The organism is Streptomyces sp. ITFR-16, assembly GCF_031844705.1.
Taxonomy (GTDB): Bacteria; Actinomycetota; Actinomycetes; order Streptomycetales; family Streptomycetaceae; genus Streptomyces.
In genome coordinates this window covers 2,285,520-2,300,737 of record NZ_CP134609.1, presented here as the reverse complement: position 1 = coordinate 2,300,737, position 15,218 = coordinate 2,285,520, and the positions used below count along the sequence as shown (strand labels likewise).

The window sequence follows — 15,218 nt, the reverse complement described above, 5'->3', positions numbered from 1 at the left end:
GTACCGGCTTGTCAGCGGCGGCCGCCGTGGGCGCGTTCGAAGGCGGCGAAGGCCGTCTCCTGGCGCCACTCCGTCGCCGCCTTCGGGCTGGCGGCGAGGTAGCGGGCGCAGCGCGGGCTCGGGCGGACGGCCCCGGGGCGGTCGCTCCGGCAGGCCGCGACCGGCTGGTAGCCGGAGGGCGCGGAGCCCGGGACCCAGAGGCTGCGGCCGTCGCGGAAGGCGTACTCCAGCGAGGCGCGGGCCAGGTCCTTCAGCTCGGTGTAGGAGAGGCTGTACGTCTTCGCGGCGTACTGGTACTCGTGGCTGATGTCGATCCGCGAGACGCCCGGGTCGTCGGTGGACAGGACCACCGGCACGCCGTAGCGGCGGTAGGCGTTGAACGGGTGGTCGTCGCCCGCGATGCCGAGGATCTGCTTGTTGCTGGAGAACGGCACCTCGACGGCGACGCCGCGCCGCGCCATCGTCCGGGCGAGCCCGCGCCAGTCGTCCTCGTGGACCAGGTCCACGCCGTGGCCGATGCGCTCGGCGCCGGCGACGCGCACGGCCTCGTTGATGTGGAAGGTCAGGTCCTCGGGCTTGACCAGGCCGGGGGCCAGCTCACCGGCGTGCAGGGTGAGATGGGCGCCGGGGTACTGGCCGCGCAGGTACTTCAGCATCCGCATCTGGAGGCTGTAGTTGCTCAGCGCGCTCTCGCCGTCCTCGGGCTGGACGAGGTTGACCGCGACGAACCTCGGGTCGCGCTCCGCCAGCCGCATGCCGACGGCGATCTGGGTGAACACGCGGGCCGGTGAACTGCCCCGGGACACCTGGGAGATCCACCGGACGGGCAGCCGGCAGCCCGGGGCGGGGCGCGGGGTGTCGCAGTGCGCGGTGGCCCGGAACTGGGCGTCGGCGTCATCTGCCTCCTTGACCGCCTCGTCCACGACCCGGTCGAGCTGTCCGCCCGCCAGCAGTTTGCGGTGCAGGGCCGCGAGATCGGCGTCGTACCCCACCGCGTCCGCGAGCTTCTTGGCGCTGTCCGACGCCGGGGTGACCATGGTCTCCAGATAGAACTGGTTCTGCTCGACGGCGGTGTCGGCGACGTTCGCCAGCAGCTTGCCCCGGTCCCAGGTCGCCAGGCCGAACTTGCCGAACGTGTCGAAGAAGTGGTCGTGCCCCGACTGGTCCGCCGGGAAGTCCTGCATGGACCAGGCCCGGATGATCTGCTGCCGGAAGGCGGGGTCCGTCCGGGCGTCGGAGGCGGGCCGTGTGCCCGTTCCGCACGGCGGCGCCACCGCCGTCATCGTGGCGTCGATGCACAGGCCCCGCTCGATCGCGAGCTTGATCAGGAACTCGGTGGTGGCGGCGCCCGACAGGTGGTTGTGGAGGTCGCCGCCCTTGGGCAGCGCCTTGAAGAACGCCTTCAGCCGCTCGGGCCTGTCCTGCGAGGCCCTGAGGAACGCGGAGGTCGCACGCTCGGCCGGGGTCACCGGGCGGGGCGAGGCGTCCCGGACGGGCGCGGCGGCGGCCGGGACGGCCGGAAGCAGGGTCAGTACGGCGAGTGCGCCGCCGATCCCTGCCAGGAGCGGGGACTTGGGACGGCGTGCCGTCCGAATGGGAGAGATGATCACCGCCGAATGATCGCGTCCCGGGAGGGCATTTCTCATCGAATCCCGCATATCACCGGAAACGTCCACTCGATCGAGTGCGCTGGCGTACCCGTCAGTTCGGAAAACTTCCGTCAAGCGCCGGTCGTTTGCACAGCTCACCAAGGCGGAGAGAGGTCTATACCACTAACGAAACCGGAAAACTATTTACCCCGCACCCGCTCCTGTGGCTGACTATGTCGTGTTCGCGACAACTGGACGCGCGTAGACCGTCGTCGAACCGCAACTCCCCCCACAAGCAGGAGGCCCCATGTTCCCCCGGAGCATTTCCCTCAGGTCCACCCAGAAGAGACTCACCGTGGCCGGTGTCGTCGGCACGAGTGCCGCGCTGCTGTTCAGCCTGATGTCCGGCACCGCCTCGGCGAAGCCCGTGCCGGACAACCCCGTGCCGCTCGGCCACGGGTACATGGGCGTCGGCTACATCCAGGACGGCAAGGACTTCACGTCCGACACCCGCCAACTGCACCTCGGCGCCCAGCCGGACGCCGGCCTGAAGGCCAACCCCGAGGGCATCGACGTCTCCAGCTGGCAGGGAGGCATCAACTGGAGCTCCGTGCGCGGCGCGGGCATCGAGTTCGCCTGGATGAAGGCGACCGAGGGCCTCACGTACAAGGACCCGACGTTCAGTGACAACTACCTGAACGCCTACAACGCCGGTGTGATCCGGGGCGCGTACCACTACGCGCGCCCCGACGTCTCCGGCGGCGCCGCCCAGGCGGACTTCTTCGCCAGCAACGGCGGCGCCTGGTCCCGCGACAACCTCACGCTGCCGGGCGTGCTGGACATCGAGGGCACCTGCTACGGCTACTCCCAGGCGTCCATGCGCCAGTGGGTCCTCGACTTCTACAACACGTACAAGGCCCGCACCGGCCGCGACGTCGTGATCTACACCAGCCCGAGCTGGTGGAACGAGTGCACCGGTGGCTGGGACGGCATGGCCGCCCTCAGCCCGCTGTGGGTCGCGAACTGGACCACCGGCACGCCCAGCATCCCGTCGGGCTTCCCCTTCTACACGGTCTGGCAGTACACCTCCACCGGCTCGGTGAGCGGTGTCTCGGGCAACGTCGACCGCGACCGCTTCAGCGGTGACCGCTCCCGCCTGCTGGCGCTGGCCAACAACACCCCGTGACGGCGGGCGCCGGACCGTCCCGCCCCCACCGGGCGTAGCCTCCGCGAGAGGGGTACGCGGGCCGGAGCGGCCCTCCCCGGCCGCTCCGGCCCGCGCGCGTTCCCGCCCCGAGGCCCCGCCCGGCTCCACGACCGTTCACGAAGGAGCAAGTCATGCGCTCGACACCACCCCTCAGCAGGCGCGGGGCCCTGATCGCCGGAGCCGCGGCCCTGGCCGGCGGACTGGGCACGGCGGCCGGCGCGGAAGCGGCCGTACGGATGCCCGAGAGCTCGCGCCCCCGCTTCTCCGCCCTGACCCCCCAGCAGCGCGCCGGGCAGTGCGTCATCCACTCCTACCCCGGGCTCACGCCGCCCTCCTCGCTGATGAACGCCATCAAGCAGGGCCACACGGCCGGCGTGATCTTCTTCGGCGAGAACATCCAGAACCTGAGCCAGATCGAGAGCGTCATCCAGTCGATGAACGCGGCGCACGCCTCGTCGCCCGTGAAGGCCCCGCTGCTCCTGATGACCGATCAGGAGGGCGGCGTGATCCGCCGGCTGCCCGGTGAGCCCGTCATGTCCGCCAAGGATGTCGGCGCCTCCGCCGACCCGCACCAGTGGGCGGACTTCACCGGCCAGGGCGCGGGCCTGAACCTGGCGGGCATCGGCATGAACGTGAACCTCGCGCCGGTGCTGGACGTCTACCGCGCGGACGGCGACTTCACCGACCAGTACGAGCGGTCGTACAGCAAGTCCGCCGCGGCCGTGGCCAGTTGCGGCAAGACCTTCATCACCTCCCAGCAGGCCGTCGGGGTCGCGGCCACCGCCAAGCACTTCCCCGGCCTCGGCCCCGCGACCGCCAGCCAGAACACGGATCTGCGCGCCGTCACCATCGCCACGTCCGCCGCCACCCTGCGCAGCGTGGACGAGGCGCCGTACCGGGACGCGATCTCGGCCGGGGTCAAGCTCGTCATGCTGTCCTGGGCCACCTACACCGCGCTGGACTCCGCCCGCCCCGCCGGTCTCTCCCCGACCGTCGTCGGCGAGCTGCGCAACCGGCTCGGCTACCAGGGCGTCACGATCACCGACGCCCTGGAGGCCGGTGCCCTCCAGTCCTTCGGCAGCACGTCGCAGCGTGCCGTCGCGGCTGCCTCCGCGGGCATGGACCTCCTGCTCTGCTCGGCCCGCAGCGTCTCCCAGGGCGACGAGGCGGTGACCGCCCTGAGCGATGCCCTGGGGTCCGGCCTGCTCGACGCGGCTGCCTTCGAGGCCGCCGCCGCCCGCGTCAACGCGCTGCGCGCCGGACTGTGAGGGGCGGGGAGACGCAGGTCACACACCCCCGTGTCACATCGGTGCCGGCCGCCCCGTCAGAGAGGTGTAGCAACCACTCGACACAAGGCAGGAACCGATCATGGAAGCTCGTCTCAACCTCTTCACCAACGCGGTCTCGGCCAAGGCCATGAAGCACGTCGTCGCGGCGGGCAGGGCGCTCGCGGACTCGACACTGCCGCTCGCCACCCAGGAGCTGGTACGGCTGCGCGCCAGCCAGATCAACGGCTGTGCGTTCTGCGTCGACATGCACACCAAGGAGGCCGCACACGCCGGGGAGACCGCGACCCGGCTCCACCTGGTCGCGGTGTGGCGCGAGGCCACCGTCTTCACCGACGCCGAACGCGCCGCCCTGGAACTGACCGAACAGGCCACCCGCATCGCGGACGCGGCCGGCGGGGTCCCGGACGAGGTCTGGGCCAACGCCGCCAAGTACTACGACGAGGACCAGCTCGCGGCCCTGGTCTGCGGGATCGCCCTGATCAACACCTTCAACCGCCTGAACGTACTGGTCCAGCAGCCGGCGGGCGACTACGTTCCGGGGCAGTTCGCCTGAGGGCAGCGGCGTTCGGGGACCCGTGCATGCGGGTCCCCGAACGCCGCTGCCCGTCTCGACGCCAGAACCGGACAGGGTGCCGGATGCAGGATTCCCCGCATGTGATGAACAGAGCTCAGATCCACCTCAAGAAACGGTAGATCGGGTTCTGTGTACACGAGTTCCATCGTAGTTTTGTGATTCCCCCCGGGGGAATTCGGGGGGCGACCAGTTGACCATGGGGGATTCGCGCATCATTCAACAAGGGTGACCGTCATCACGATGGCTTCACTCGTGCTGGGGTTCGCAGCATCAACGCCGGCACTGGCGGTCGACGAAGAAGCGCAGCTCTCTAAGGGCGTGCAGCAGGAGACCTTCGAGCCCGGCCCGAATACCTTGGTGAAGTTCAATCAGGACTACTCGGGGCCTGTCGATTCAGCAGAGGAATCCGAGAGCGGGCCAGCTTCTCCGATATCGCCCAGAAGTGGTCCCAGGCCTCCGGTCGTCAAGAACGTGAAGCATATGGGACAGGTCTGTTCGACCAAGCTGATCCAGCAGACGAGCGGTCATGGCAAAACTACGCTCGTCCTGACGGTCGACAAGAGCGTATCTGCAACCACCAAGGCGGAGATGAGTGTTTCCAAGGGGGTGATTTCGGCGGGCGTGGGGTGGGATACGACCAAGTCGTACACCATCTCCAACCAAACCCGATACGAAGTCCCCAAGGGTAAGTTCGGAACGGTGGAGGCGTATGCTCTGATGGACCTGTACGACGGTCAGATCTACCTGGACGGCGGCTCGCTGAAGACGGGGAAGCACGTCCTGGCCAGCAAGCCGGTGGGGGTCTGTTTCAATCAGTATCTGAGTTAACAGGCCAACCCGCACGGATGAGGGAGCAGTTGCATGACTTGGAGCGCACGTCTGGCAGGCGTCGGGGCTGCTCTTCTGGTGTCATGTGTGGGATGCACGGAGGGTGGTGGCCACGAAAGGGCCGCCACCACCGTCGCTGACGACTATTCTCCGTTGGGTGGCCTTGCTGCTATCAGCGTGAGTGGCGACCCACTTGCTGACGTGGATGATGCGTCAAAGTCCGGAACCCCCCGCGTGCTTGGTGAAGTCCGCAATGGCGGGAATCGCCTGATCGCATACGTTCATGGAGATTCCTGCGGAGTAGCAGTGGTCGGCCGAGCGGCCGGCGGGCGATCGATCGTCCACCTCGTTTCTGATTGGCCGGGCAAGGGCTCCGGCAGTAGTGAATATGCTGCAGGCCCGTACAACTTTGCCTCCGGGGCCGGATCGAATGATGGAACCGACCCCTGGGCCTCCCTGTCCTGCAGCAAGAAAGCCATGGTGATCGAGTACGCATCGAAAGATGCTGCCAGGCCGGTCAGTTCTCGTGGGGAAGTCTCAGTCGTGAGGGTGCAGGACCCTGAGCCCTCGATCTTCGCTGTTGTCGGTTCGACTGAAACCCGACGGGCAGTCGTGGCTCAGATCAAGAAAAAGTCGCGTGATGGCTGATGCGCCGATTTCCTCGCCGGAACCCGGCAGTGGAGCCGACGTCGTCCGTACGTGGGACGCCCGCGCCGACGACTACCTCCGGCTCTTCCGGCACGAGCTGGCCGGCAAGCCCTACGACCTGGAGGCCCTGCACGCGTTCGCGGGCCGGGTCCGTCCGGGCGGCAGGGTGTACGACGCAGGCTGCGGGCCCTGCGGCCATGTGACGGCGTTGCTCGCGGCGAGGGGGCTCGATGTGCTCGGCATCGACCTCTCGCCGCGCTGCGTCGCCCTCGCGCGGCGGGAGCAGCCCGGCTGCCGGTTCGCGGTGATGGACCAGCGGGCCGTCGCGGAGCCGCTCGACGGGCTGGTCTCGTACTACTCGTTGCACGACCAGCCCAGGAGCGGGCTGCCCGCCACGCTCGCGTCCTGGGCCGCCGCGATCCGCCCCGGCGGCCGGCTGCTGATCGTGGCGAAGGAGGGGACCGGTGACGGGGTGATCGGCGACCCACTGGGCAGTGATCTCCGCGTGTACTGGGCGGAGTTCACGGCGGATGAGCTGTGCGCGGCGGCCGGCGCCGCCGGGTTCCGTGTCGACGGCCGCACGGTCCGCGAGGCGTACGCGGACGAGATTCCCACCCGGCGGATCTACCTCGCGGCCACGCGCGACCGGCTCACGGCTCGATGACGAGACGGTCGACGAGGCCGTCGCGGAGTGTGAACCGGTAGTGCAGATCGACCGTCCCGCCGGGGAAGTCGCCCTCCAGGTGGTGGGTGGCGGTGTAGTGGTCCGTGCCGGTCCGCCGGGCCCCGGTGAGCCGGCTGGTGTACGTGTACTCGGTGGCGGACCGGTCCAGCCACGCCCTGATCTCCTCGGTGCCCGCGTAGGTCCTGCCGTCGTCGGTCACCGCGGCCCCGGCGTTGAACGCCGTGATCGCGGTGGCGCCGTCGTGGGCGCGGTGCGCGTCCAGGTAGCGGGTGATCACCTCCGGCAGGGTGTCCGTGGAGGTGGTCGCGGGCCGGCTGTCGGACATGATGCTCCTCGGGATGGTGTGGGTTCGGGCGGTGGCGGCGGTCCCGGTGACCGGAGCGCGCCGCCCTTACTGCTAAAATAGAAGTCACTCACTTCGACTTTAGCAGTAACTGAGGGGGCGGTCGCCGTGGCAAGCCGGATCAGGCTGGAGGACCGGGAGTGCCCGTTGTCCACGACGGTGCAGCACGTCGGCGAGTGGTGGACGCTGCTGATCCTTCATGACGCCTTCGACGGCTACACCCGCTTCGACCAGTTCCAGGAGAGCCTGGGGATCTCCTCCAGCATGCTCACCACACGGCTCAGGACCCTGGTCGCGGACGGGCTGCTGGAGCGGCGGCCCTACCGGACCGGCCCCGTACGCCATGAGTACGTGCTCACCGAACTCGGGCGCTCCCTGCGGCCGGTGGTCGTCACGCTGGCCGCCTGGGGCAACTCCCGTCTCGCGCCCGCCGAGCGCAGCATGATCCTCGTCGACGCGCGGAGCGGCGAGGAGGTCGAGCCCGTCGTCGTCGACGCCAGGACGGGCAGTCGTCTGGATGACAGTGACGCCTACGTCTTCACCGCCGGCCCCGCCGCCAGTGACGGCATGCGCCGGCGTTACGAGGGGCGGCCGGCCGCCCCCGCGCAGGCGTAGACCGGGCGAATTTGCTGTCCCGGCAAAGATGTTTGCCGGGACTTCGGTGGGGCGCGCACCATCTCCGTCCATGGAGGTGTTTCGCATGAGCGACATGACGCAGATGTACGACGTGGTGGTGGTCGGGGGCGGGGCCGCCGGTCTGAGCGGGGCGCTCGCCCTGGGGCGGGCCCGGCGCTCGGTGCTGGTGATCGACGGGGGCTCCCCGCGCAACGCACCCGCGTCCCACATGCACAACTACCTGGGCCGGGAGGGCACCCCGCCCGCCGAGTTCCTGGCGGGCGGGCGCCAGGAGGTGGCCGGCTACGGGGTCGAGATCGTCGAGGGCGAGGTCGCACAGGCGCGGCGGCTGCCCGGCGACGCGGGATTCCGGGTCGTACGGGAGGACGGGACCGCCGTCACGGCGCGCCGGCTCCTGGTCACCACCGGGCTGACCGACGCACTGCCCCCGATCGCCGGACTGGCCGAGCGCTGGGGGCAGGACGTGCTGCACTGCCCGTACTGCCACGGGTGGGAGGTGCGGGACGCGGCGATCGGCGTGGTGGCGCTCAGCCCCATGGCCGTCCATCAGGCGCTGCTCTGGCGCCAGTGGAGCGATGACGTCACTCTCTTCCTGCACACCGCGCCGGAGCCCGGTGACGAGGAGTACGAGCAGCTGGCCGCGCGCGGGATCTCCGTGGTGGACGGCGAGGTGGCCGGGCTCGAAACGGCCGGCGACCGGCTCACCGGGGTGCGGCTGGCCGGGGGCCGGGTGGTCCCGCGCGACGCGGTGGTGGTCCAGCCGGTCTTCACCGCACGGTCCGCGGTCCTCGAAGGACTCGGGCTGCGGCCGGCCCCGCTGGAGATCGGCGGCCACCAGGTCGGTACGTACGTCGAGGCCGACCCCGCGGGCGCCACCGAGGTGCCCGGGGTGTGGGCGGCCGGCAATGTCACCGGCCTGATGGAGCAGGTCATCGGCGCCGCCGCGGCGGGGCTGAAGACCGGGGCCGCGATCAACGCCGACCTCGTCACCGACGACACCGCCCGCGCGGTGGAGGCCCGCCGCGCGGCCGAGGCCTGGGACGCGCGCTACCGCGAGAGCGACCGGATCTGGAGCGGCAACCCCAACACCGTGCTCGTCCGCGAGGTCGAGGGCCTGAAGCCGGGCCGCGCCCTGGACCTCGGCTGCGGGGAGGGCGCCGACGCGGTCTGGCTGGCCCGCTGGGGCTGGCAGGTCACCGCCACCGACATCTCGCGCGTGGCGCTGGAGCGGGCCGCCGAGCACGCCGCCGACGCGGGTGTCTCCGACCGGATCGACTGGCAGTTCCACGACCTCGGGATCTCCTTCCCCGAGGGGGAGTTCGACCTGGTGTCCGCCCAGTTCCTGCACTCCATGAGCGAGCTGCCGCGCGAGCGGATTCTGCGCCGGGCGGCCGGGGCGGTCGCGCCCGGCGGGGTGCTGCTCGTCGTCGGGCACGCCGGCTTCCCCGCCTGGGACCACGACCACCAGGACATGAAGCTGCCCACCCCGGACGAGGTGCTGGCCTCTCTCGTGCTTCCCGAGGGGGAGTGGGAGGTGCTCCTGAGCGAGGAGCACGAGCGCGTCCAGAACGACCCGGACGGCAACCCCACCACCCGCAGGGACAACGCGCTCAAGGTACGGCGTCGCTGACGGGGGAGCCGTATAGGACCCGGCCCGTCCTATACGGCTCCTAGCGTCGTTCCCGACGGCGGAACGAGAACGACGAAGGGCAGAGCCATGAGCGTCACCGGGACGGACACCCGCGACACCGGCACGACGGCCGCCACGGCCACCACGGCCTCCGGGGCCGACGAACGCGCGGATCTGCTGGAGGCACTGGCCAAGCAGCGGCACTTCCTGCGGTTCACCGCCCGCGGTCTGACGGACGAGCAGGCCGGGCAGCGGACCACGGCGAGCGCGCTGTGCGTGGGCGGACTCATCAAACACGTCACGGAGGTCGAACGGAGCTGGGCCGGCTTCCTGGTGGAGGGAGCGGCGAGCATGCCGGACTTCACCCAGATGACGGAGGCCGACTTCGCGAAGCGGGCCGACGACTTCGCGATGGGGCCTGGGGACACCCTGGCCGGGGTGCTGGACGCGTATGCCGAGGCGGCCCGCCGTACCGACGAGGTGATCGCCTCGCTGCCCGACCTGGGCGTCACGCACCTGCTGCCGAAGGCGCCGTGGTACGAGGGCCGGGCGCGGTGGTCGGCCCGCCGGGCGGTGCTGCACATGCTCACCGAGACCGCGCAGCACGCCGGGCACGCCGACATCATCCGTGAGTCGCTGGACGGCGCGCAGAGCATGGCCTGACCGGGAGCCGCACGCCGAGCGCCCGCCGTCCGCCCCCTTTTTCGTCCGGGGGCGGACGGCGGGCGCTCGGGTGGTTCAGGGGTCAGGCCTGCGGAGCGGCGGCCTTGATCGCGGAGATGTCGAAGTTCAGCTTCACCTTGTCGCTGACCATCACACCGCCGGTCTCCAGCGCAGCGTTCCAGGTCAGGCCCCAGTCGGAGCGCAGGATCTCGGCGCTGCCCTCGAAGCCGACGCGCTGGTTGCCGTAGACGTCGGTCGCGGAGCCGTTGAACTCCAGGTCGATGGAGAGCGGGCGGGTGACGTCCTTGATGGTCAGGTCGCCGGTGACGCGGTAGGTGTCGCCGCCGAGCTGCTCGGCGCCCGTCGAGCGGAAGGTCATGAGGGGGAACTTCTCGGCGTCGAAGAAGTCGCCGCTGACGAGGTGGCCGTCACGGTCCGCGATGCCGGTGTCCACGCTGGCGATCTTCACGTCGATCGAGGCGGTGGAGTTCGCCGGGTCGGCGCCGTCGAGCTTCAGGCTGCCCTCGTGCTCACCGAAGGAGCCGCGCACGTTGGTGACCATGGCGTGACGCACGGTGAAACCGATGCTGCTGTGGGCCGGGTCGATCGTGTAGTCGCCGGTGAGGGCGGCCAGGGCGGGGTCGACGGCGACGGTGGTGGCGGCGGTCGGGGCGTCGTTGTTCTTGCGGTTGAACAGAGCCATGGCTCCTCCTCGGGGACGCGACCGGGCGGGGCCCGATCTGTTTGTTTAACCTTCAACGAGATTCACCCTAGACCCATCTTGTTCAAAGTTCAACATCTACGCCCGGGACTGTTACGGGTGGGGCGATCTGTTCATGCCGTCGTTACGTCGGGCCCTCTGGCGGACGCGCGTAGAACTCGGGCACTATCTCCCTGCCCCATTGTCATGCACAGGAGGAGTCCCCCCATGGTGTCCCGTATGACGCTGCGCCCCGTCCTGACCGCTCTCGCTCTCGTCCTCGGCGTTCTCTTCGCCCCCGGCATCGGTGTCGTCTCCGGTACGACGGACGCGTACGCCGTCACCAAGCTCACCCACAGCCAGGCGACCTCCCGGTTCAGCTCGTCCGGGATCACCTGGTCGTCCTCCGGCGGCTGTTCCAACCGCAACGTCTCCACCTGCACCTCGTTCGACCAGCTCAACCTGCCGACCGCCCAGGGGGCCCAGACCCTCAAGAGCGCCACGGGCTGCGCGCTCAACATCACCGGCGGCACCGAGACCGGGCACGCCGGCGGCACGTACTCGCACTGGAACGGCTACAAGCTGGACTTCGGCAAGACCACATGCCTCACCAACTACGTGCACGGCGTGTTCGCCTACATCGGCCTGCGCGGCGACGGCGCCCCCCAGTACCAGTCCGGCTCCGGCAACATCTACGCGGACGAGGGCAACCACTGGGACGTGACCTACTACAACTGCGGCGGCTGCTGACCCCGGGCCCCGCGAACGCCGGCGCCCCCGTCCTCGCGGACGGGGGCGCCTGTGCGTGGGGGCAGCGGCAGAGGCCGGGCGGGCGGTCTCAGTAGATCGGGTCGACCGTGGGCCCCTCCTGGGCCAGCAGATCGCGGGCGAACTGCTCCCACTGGGCGTACCGGTCGGGATACGCGGACACCTGCACCGCCTGGCACACCTCGCCCGGCGGCCGGTTCTGCCAGTCGGGTATCTGGATCAGTCCCGGGTTGCTGCCGAACGGGGCGACGCCGTAGAAGGACTTGGACGACGTGGGGACGTCCGTGATCTGTTCCGGGGTGCCCCAGCCGGTGCTGGGCCGCTGCTGGAAGATGCCGAGCGAGTCGTGGTCCACGGGCGTCGTGTAGTTGACGAACTTGGACTCCTGCATGGCCGTCATCAGGGCGATGACCTGTCCCTGCTCGGGGATCTGCGCTCCCTTGCCGACGCCGATGACCGTACGGGCGTTGGCGAGTTCGGCGGGTCCGAGGTCGGCGGCGACCGTGAAGACCGTCCGCAGTTCGCTGTCCGGCGCCGTCCGCAGTGACCGCGCGGTGGCGGCGTCGACGGTGCCGGTGGGCGGCAGCCCGTGGGACACCTGGAAGGAACGCAGACCGTGGGGGGTGGGTGCCGCGTGGGCGGTCGCCGGGACGGAAACGAGTATTCCGGCGGTGGCCGCGACGGCGGCAATGAGCTGAGCCATTCTCTTCTGTCGCATGACGGCACGGTGTCGCGGCCCCGAATACGGCGTCAAGAGCCGTGTTCCTCGCGGCATTTGGTCATTCCCGCAGGACGTGGCCGTCGTCCCAGGTCGGGAACGTGCCCGCGAAAGGGCAAAGAGCCGGAATTCACGCCGGCGCATGACGCGCCGTCAACGGTTCGACCAATGACGCAATTCCCTTTTGTTGCCCGTTGTCACAAGTGCTTGACATGAGCCTCTGTCGCGGCCGTCCATTCCGGTCCTATGCTCCGCGCAGCGCCCCCTCCCCACAGGAGCTGCCATGCATGCGATGAACCCGAGCCGCCGCGCGCTGCTGCGCTCCGGCGCCGCCCTCGCCGTCACCGGACTGGCGGCCGGCGCCCCGGCCGCCGCCGCACGCGAGCGCGCCGCGCCGCTCGTCACCGGCGGCAAGGTGCGCAACCTCACCGGTCCCGCCGAGACGGGCCGCTTCGCCGCTCCCTGGACCGACCTGGGCATCCCGGCCCGCTGCCCCGACGGCTCGGTGCTCCTCGTGTGCGGCGACACCTTCGACGGCGGCGGCGTCGGCGGCCCGGACTGGCGGGCCCCCGTCGGCCTGCGCGCCTCGAACGCCGCCCCGGGCTCGCTCGTCGTCGACGGCAGCGTCGGCGGCGCCCACGCGGTGGGCCTGGTCCCCGAAGGGCACGACGGCGGCACCACGGCCATTCCCTCCGACGTGTTCACCGTCGGCTCCACGATGTATATGCATCTGATGCGCGGCGTCATCTACCGGACGCACCACTCGGACTTCTGGCGCTCCGACGACAACGGCGAGACCTGGCAATACCTCTGCCAATGGCCCGGCGACCAGTACGGCGGCCAGTTCCAGCAGAAAACCTATGCGGTCGCGGACGACGGATACTGCTATGTCCTGTCGACGGCCTTCAACCGGGACACCGCCTCCGGTCTGCTGCTGCACCGCGTTCCGCAGAACGCCCTGGGAAATCCCGCGGCCTACGAACCCTGGGGTTATGCCGGCGGCGCCTGGGCCTGGGGAAACCCGCCGACCTCCGTCACCGGGGCGCGCCGCTGGGGCGAGATCTGTTTCCGCGCCATGGACGGAAAATACGCGCTCACCTGGCTCAACATGTCCCCGCTCGACATCAGGGCCCAGATCTTCCCGCTGCCCACGTCGAACCTCTTCACCACCCCGGAACAGACCATGATCATCCCCACGGTCCCGGGCCTGGAGACCGGCAACGCGGTGGCGAGCCCGTACGGCGGCTTCATCCTCCCGGGCTCGACGTTCGCGGACTTCCACATCGCGGTCAGCCAGTGGTTCGACAACCAGAACTACCGGGTGATGCAGTACCGCATCAACGGGCTGGCGGCCTGAGCGGAACAGGCGTGTGCCCCCGTCCCGCCCGGACGGGGGCACACGCGGTCTCAGGGAGAGGCGGTCAGGAGCCCACGCTCACCGTGAAGCGGCGGGGGTTGCCGTCGTTCGCGGCGCCCGAGACGTCCGGTTCGCCGTCCGGGCGTACGTCGTCGTACGGGAAGGCGTAGCCGATCGGGCTGTTGGCGTGGACGATCCGGGACCAGTGGTTGGTCACCGCGGTCTGGTAGTAGTCGGACACCGAGGTGCCGTTCGGCTGGTCCGGGTGGCTGAGCATGATCGAGCGGTTGAAGCCCGCCGCCAGCCGGGCCAGGAGGCCCTTCTTGTCGTCCGAGTCCGACGGGTTGTTGGTGAACGGCCCGTGGTTGCAGGTGAAGATGTCCTTGGAGACGGGCTTGCTGAAGGTGTGGCCGCCGTTGAAGGTCAGCGTGTCGCCGCTGACCCGGCCCGTGAAGACGCCGCGTCCGCCCTGGAGGTCGATGCGCAGGTCCGTCGAGCGGTACTTCTCCCAGACCTCGTCGATCTGCGCGGTGAACAGGTCCCGGAACGGCATCTCGTCCGGGCGGTCGAAGTACGGTGCCATCAGGTTCTGCGGCGAGATGACCCGCAGCACGTTGCCGTCCGAGCCGCGCGTGACCAGCTGGTCCCAGGGCTGTCCGTCGGCGGCGGCCTGGGCGGTGAGGCCGTCGGCGATCTTCTGGACGGCGCCGTCCGGGAGCGGGGCCACCGTGTGGGTGGAGTCGCCCTCCAGGGTCAGCCCGATCGGCAGGGCCGTCACCAGGTCGACGTAGCTGATGTTCGCGTACAGCTGCTGCGGGTTGAACGTGAACTCGCAGAACGACCAGGTGCGCCCGTAGTTGGGGTCCGTGGACGTGGCGAAGGCCGGCTCGACCAGCGAGGGGCCCGGGTTCAGATAGAAGTCCAGGGTGTCGTCGCGGACGAAGTAGACCCGGGCGCCGTACATCTGGGGGAGCGTCAGGACCACTGGCGCGCCGCCCGCCGCGTTCAGCGGGATCGCGCAGTCCACCGGCAGCGGGGTCTGCGGTGCCGACGGGGAGTCGGGGTGGTAGACGCTGCCGTCGGCCCGCAGCAGCACCCAGCGGTCCGTGCCCTGCTCGTGGCCGGTGACGTACGCGTTGATCCGGCCCGGCAGCGACTTGTTCTCCAGGGCCAGTTCGCAGGTCGCCGCGGCCGCCGAGGCGCCGGGGCTCAGGGCACTTCCCCAGAGCGGGTAGGTGAGTGCGGTCGCGGAGGCGGCGGCGCCGCCGGTCAGGAACTTTCTGCGCGAAATCACGAGGGGACTCCTGAGGCGTGGGGGTGTGGGGGGTGGGGAGGTGTGGGGGAGTGGGAGTGGGGGGTGGACGTGGGGGAGAGGCGGGGGACGCCTTCGGACAGGTGGCGCGGACGGCTGGCAGGTGCGGGGAGGTGGAACCGGCCCGTCCGCGGTGCGACCACTCTCGCGAGGGGCGCGGCGAGCGTCAAGACTTGTGACTGAGAGCGCTCTCAAAAATTCCGGGTCTTCACAACTCGACGCTCATTTCGGCTACTTGGCGTGTCCGTTCGCCTCCCTTCCGTCTCTCGTG

Annotated in this window: 15 protein-coding genes; 10 read left to right on the top strand and 5 right to left on the bottom strand. The window is 69.9% G+C overall.

The window, feature by feature from the left end:
- Nucleotides 1-11: 11 nt before the first annotated feature.
- The gene (locus RLT58_RS10100; protein ID WP_399131246.1) at nt 12-1,610 is read right to left on the bottom strand and encodes an adenosine deaminase family protein; all 1,599 of its coding nucleotides are present in this window, start codon (nt 1,608-1,610) and stop codon (nt 12-14) included.
- A gap of 286 nt (nt 1,611-1,896) precedes the next feature.
- On the opposite strand from RLT58_RS10100, the gene RLT58_RS10095 reads away from it, so the two are divergent.
- The 5 genes from RLT58_RS10095 to RLT58_RS10075 all read left to right on the top strand — a co-directional run bounded on the left by RLT58_RS10095 (nt 1,897) and on the right by RLT58_RS10075 (nt 6,799).
- Nucleotides 1,897-2,775, top strand: a complete 879-nt coding sequence (locus tag RLT58_RS10095; protein WP_311310057.1) for a GH25 family lysozyme — start codon at nt 1,897-1,899, stop codon at nt 2,773-2,775.
- A gap of 152 nt (nt 2,776-2,927) precedes the next feature.
- A complete protein-coding gene (locus RLT58_RS10090) occupies nt 2,928-4,064 on the top strand; it encodes a glycoside hydrolase family 3 N-terminal domain-containing protein (RefSeq protein ID WP_311310056.1) in 1,137 nt (378 codons plus the stop codon).
- A 100-nt stretch (nt 4,065-4,164) separates the two neighbouring features.
- The gene (locus RLT58_RS10085; RefSeq protein WP_311310055.1) at nt 4,165-4,638 is read left to right on the top strand and encodes a carboxymuconolactone decarboxylase family protein; all 474 of its coding nucleotides are present in this window, start codon (nt 4,165-4,167) and stop codon (nt 4,636-4,638) included.
- A 246-nt stretch (nt 4,639-4,884) separates the two neighbouring features.
- Nucleotides 4,885-5,487, top strand: a complete 603-nt coding sequence (locus RLT58_RS10080; RefSeq protein ID WP_311310054.1) for a hypothetical protein — start codon at nt 4,885-4,887, stop codon at nt 5,485-5,487.
- Between the two features lie 640 nt (nt 5,488-6,127).
- Nucleotides 6,128-6,799 carry a class I SAM-dependent methyltransferase gene (locus tag RLT58_RS10075; RefSeq protein ID WP_311310053.1) on the top strand — a complete coding sequence of 224 codons (672 nt, stop codon included), beginning with the start codon at nt 6,128-6,130 and terminating at the stop codon, nt 6,797-6,799.
- On the opposite strand, the gene RLT58_RS10070 is transcribed toward RLT58_RS10075, so the two are convergent.
- Nucleotides 6,786-7,145, bottom strand: coding sequence for a nuclear transport factor 2-like protein (locus RLT58_RS10070; protein ID WP_311310052.1), 360 nt, complete (start codon nt 7,143-7,145; stop codon nt 6,786-6,788). The genes RLT58_RS10075 and RLT58_RS10070 overlap by 14 nt on opposite strands.
- Before the next feature lie 126 nt (nt 7,146-7,271).
- Between RLT58_RS10070 and RLT58_RS10065 the strand changes: the two genes are divergently transcribed.
- From RLT58_RS10065 to RLT58_RS10055, 3 genes are all read left to right on the top strand, one after another.
- Nucleotides 7,272-7,778: a winged helix-turn-helix transcriptional regulator gene (locus tag RLT58_RS10065; protein ID WP_311310051.1), complete on the top strand. Its 507-nt coding sequence runs from the start codon at nt 7,272-7,274 to the stop codon at nt 7,776-7,778.
- Nucleotides 7,779-7,863: 85 nt separating this feature from the next.
- Complete coding sequence (locus RLT58_RS10060; RefSeq protein WP_311310050.1) at nt 7,864-9,429, top strand: FAD-dependent oxidoreductase; 1,566 nt, start codon at nt 7,864-7,866, stop codon at nt 9,427-9,429.
- A gap of 87 nt (nt 9,430-9,516) precedes the next feature.
- Nucleotides 9,517-10,092 (top strand): DinB family protein, encoded by a 576-nt coding sequence (locus RLT58_RS10055; RefSeq protein WP_311310049.1) that lies wholly within the window; start codon nt 9,517-9,519, stop codon nt 10,090-10,092.
- An 82-nt stretch (nt 10,093-10,174) separates the two neighbouring features.
- Here the strand turns inward: RLT58_RS10055 and RLT58_RS10050 are convergent, their stop codons facing one another.
- Nucleotides 10,175-10,795: a YceI family protein gene (locus RLT58_RS10050; RefSeq protein ID WP_311310048.1), complete on the bottom strand. Its 621-nt coding sequence runs from the start codon at nt 10,793-10,795 to the stop codon at nt 10,175-10,177.
- A 225-nt stretch (nt 10,796-11,020) separates the two neighbouring features.
- Between RLT58_RS10050 and RLT58_RS10045 the strand changes: the two genes are divergently transcribed.
- The gene (locus RLT58_RS10045; protein WP_311310047.1) at nt 11,021-11,542 is read left to right on the top strand and encodes a hypothetical protein; all 522 of its coding nucleotides are present in this window, start codon (nt 11,021-11,023) and stop codon (nt 11,540-11,542) included.
- Between the two features lie 88 nt (nt 11,543-11,630).
- On the opposite strand, the gene RLT58_RS10040 is transcribed toward RLT58_RS10045, so the two are convergent.
- On the bottom strand, nt 11,631-12,278 hold the full coding sequence (locus RLT58_RS10040; RefSeq protein WP_311310046.1) for a peptidoglycan-binding domain-containing protein: 648 nt from the start codon (nt 12,276-12,278) through the stop codon (nt 11,631-11,633).
- Nucleotides 12,279-12,561: 283 nt separating this feature from the next.
- On the opposite strand from RLT58_RS10040, the gene RLT58_RS10035 reads away from it, so the two are divergent.
- Nucleotides 12,562-13,635, top strand: a complete 1,074-nt coding sequence (locus RLT58_RS10035) for a DUF4185 domain-containing protein (protein WP_311310045.1) — start codon at nt 12,562-12,564, stop codon at nt 13,633-13,635.
- Between the two features lie 64 nt (nt 13,636-13,699).
- On the opposite strand, the gene RLT58_RS10030 is transcribed toward RLT58_RS10035, so the two are convergent.
- The gene (locus RLT58_RS10030; protein WP_311310044.1) at nt 13,700-14,929 is read right to left on the bottom strand and encodes a glycoside hydrolase family 64 protein; all 1,230 of its coding nucleotides are present in this window, start codon (nt 14,927-14,929) and stop codon (nt 13,700-13,702) included.
- Nucleotides 14,930-15,218 lie beyond the last annotated feature (289 nt).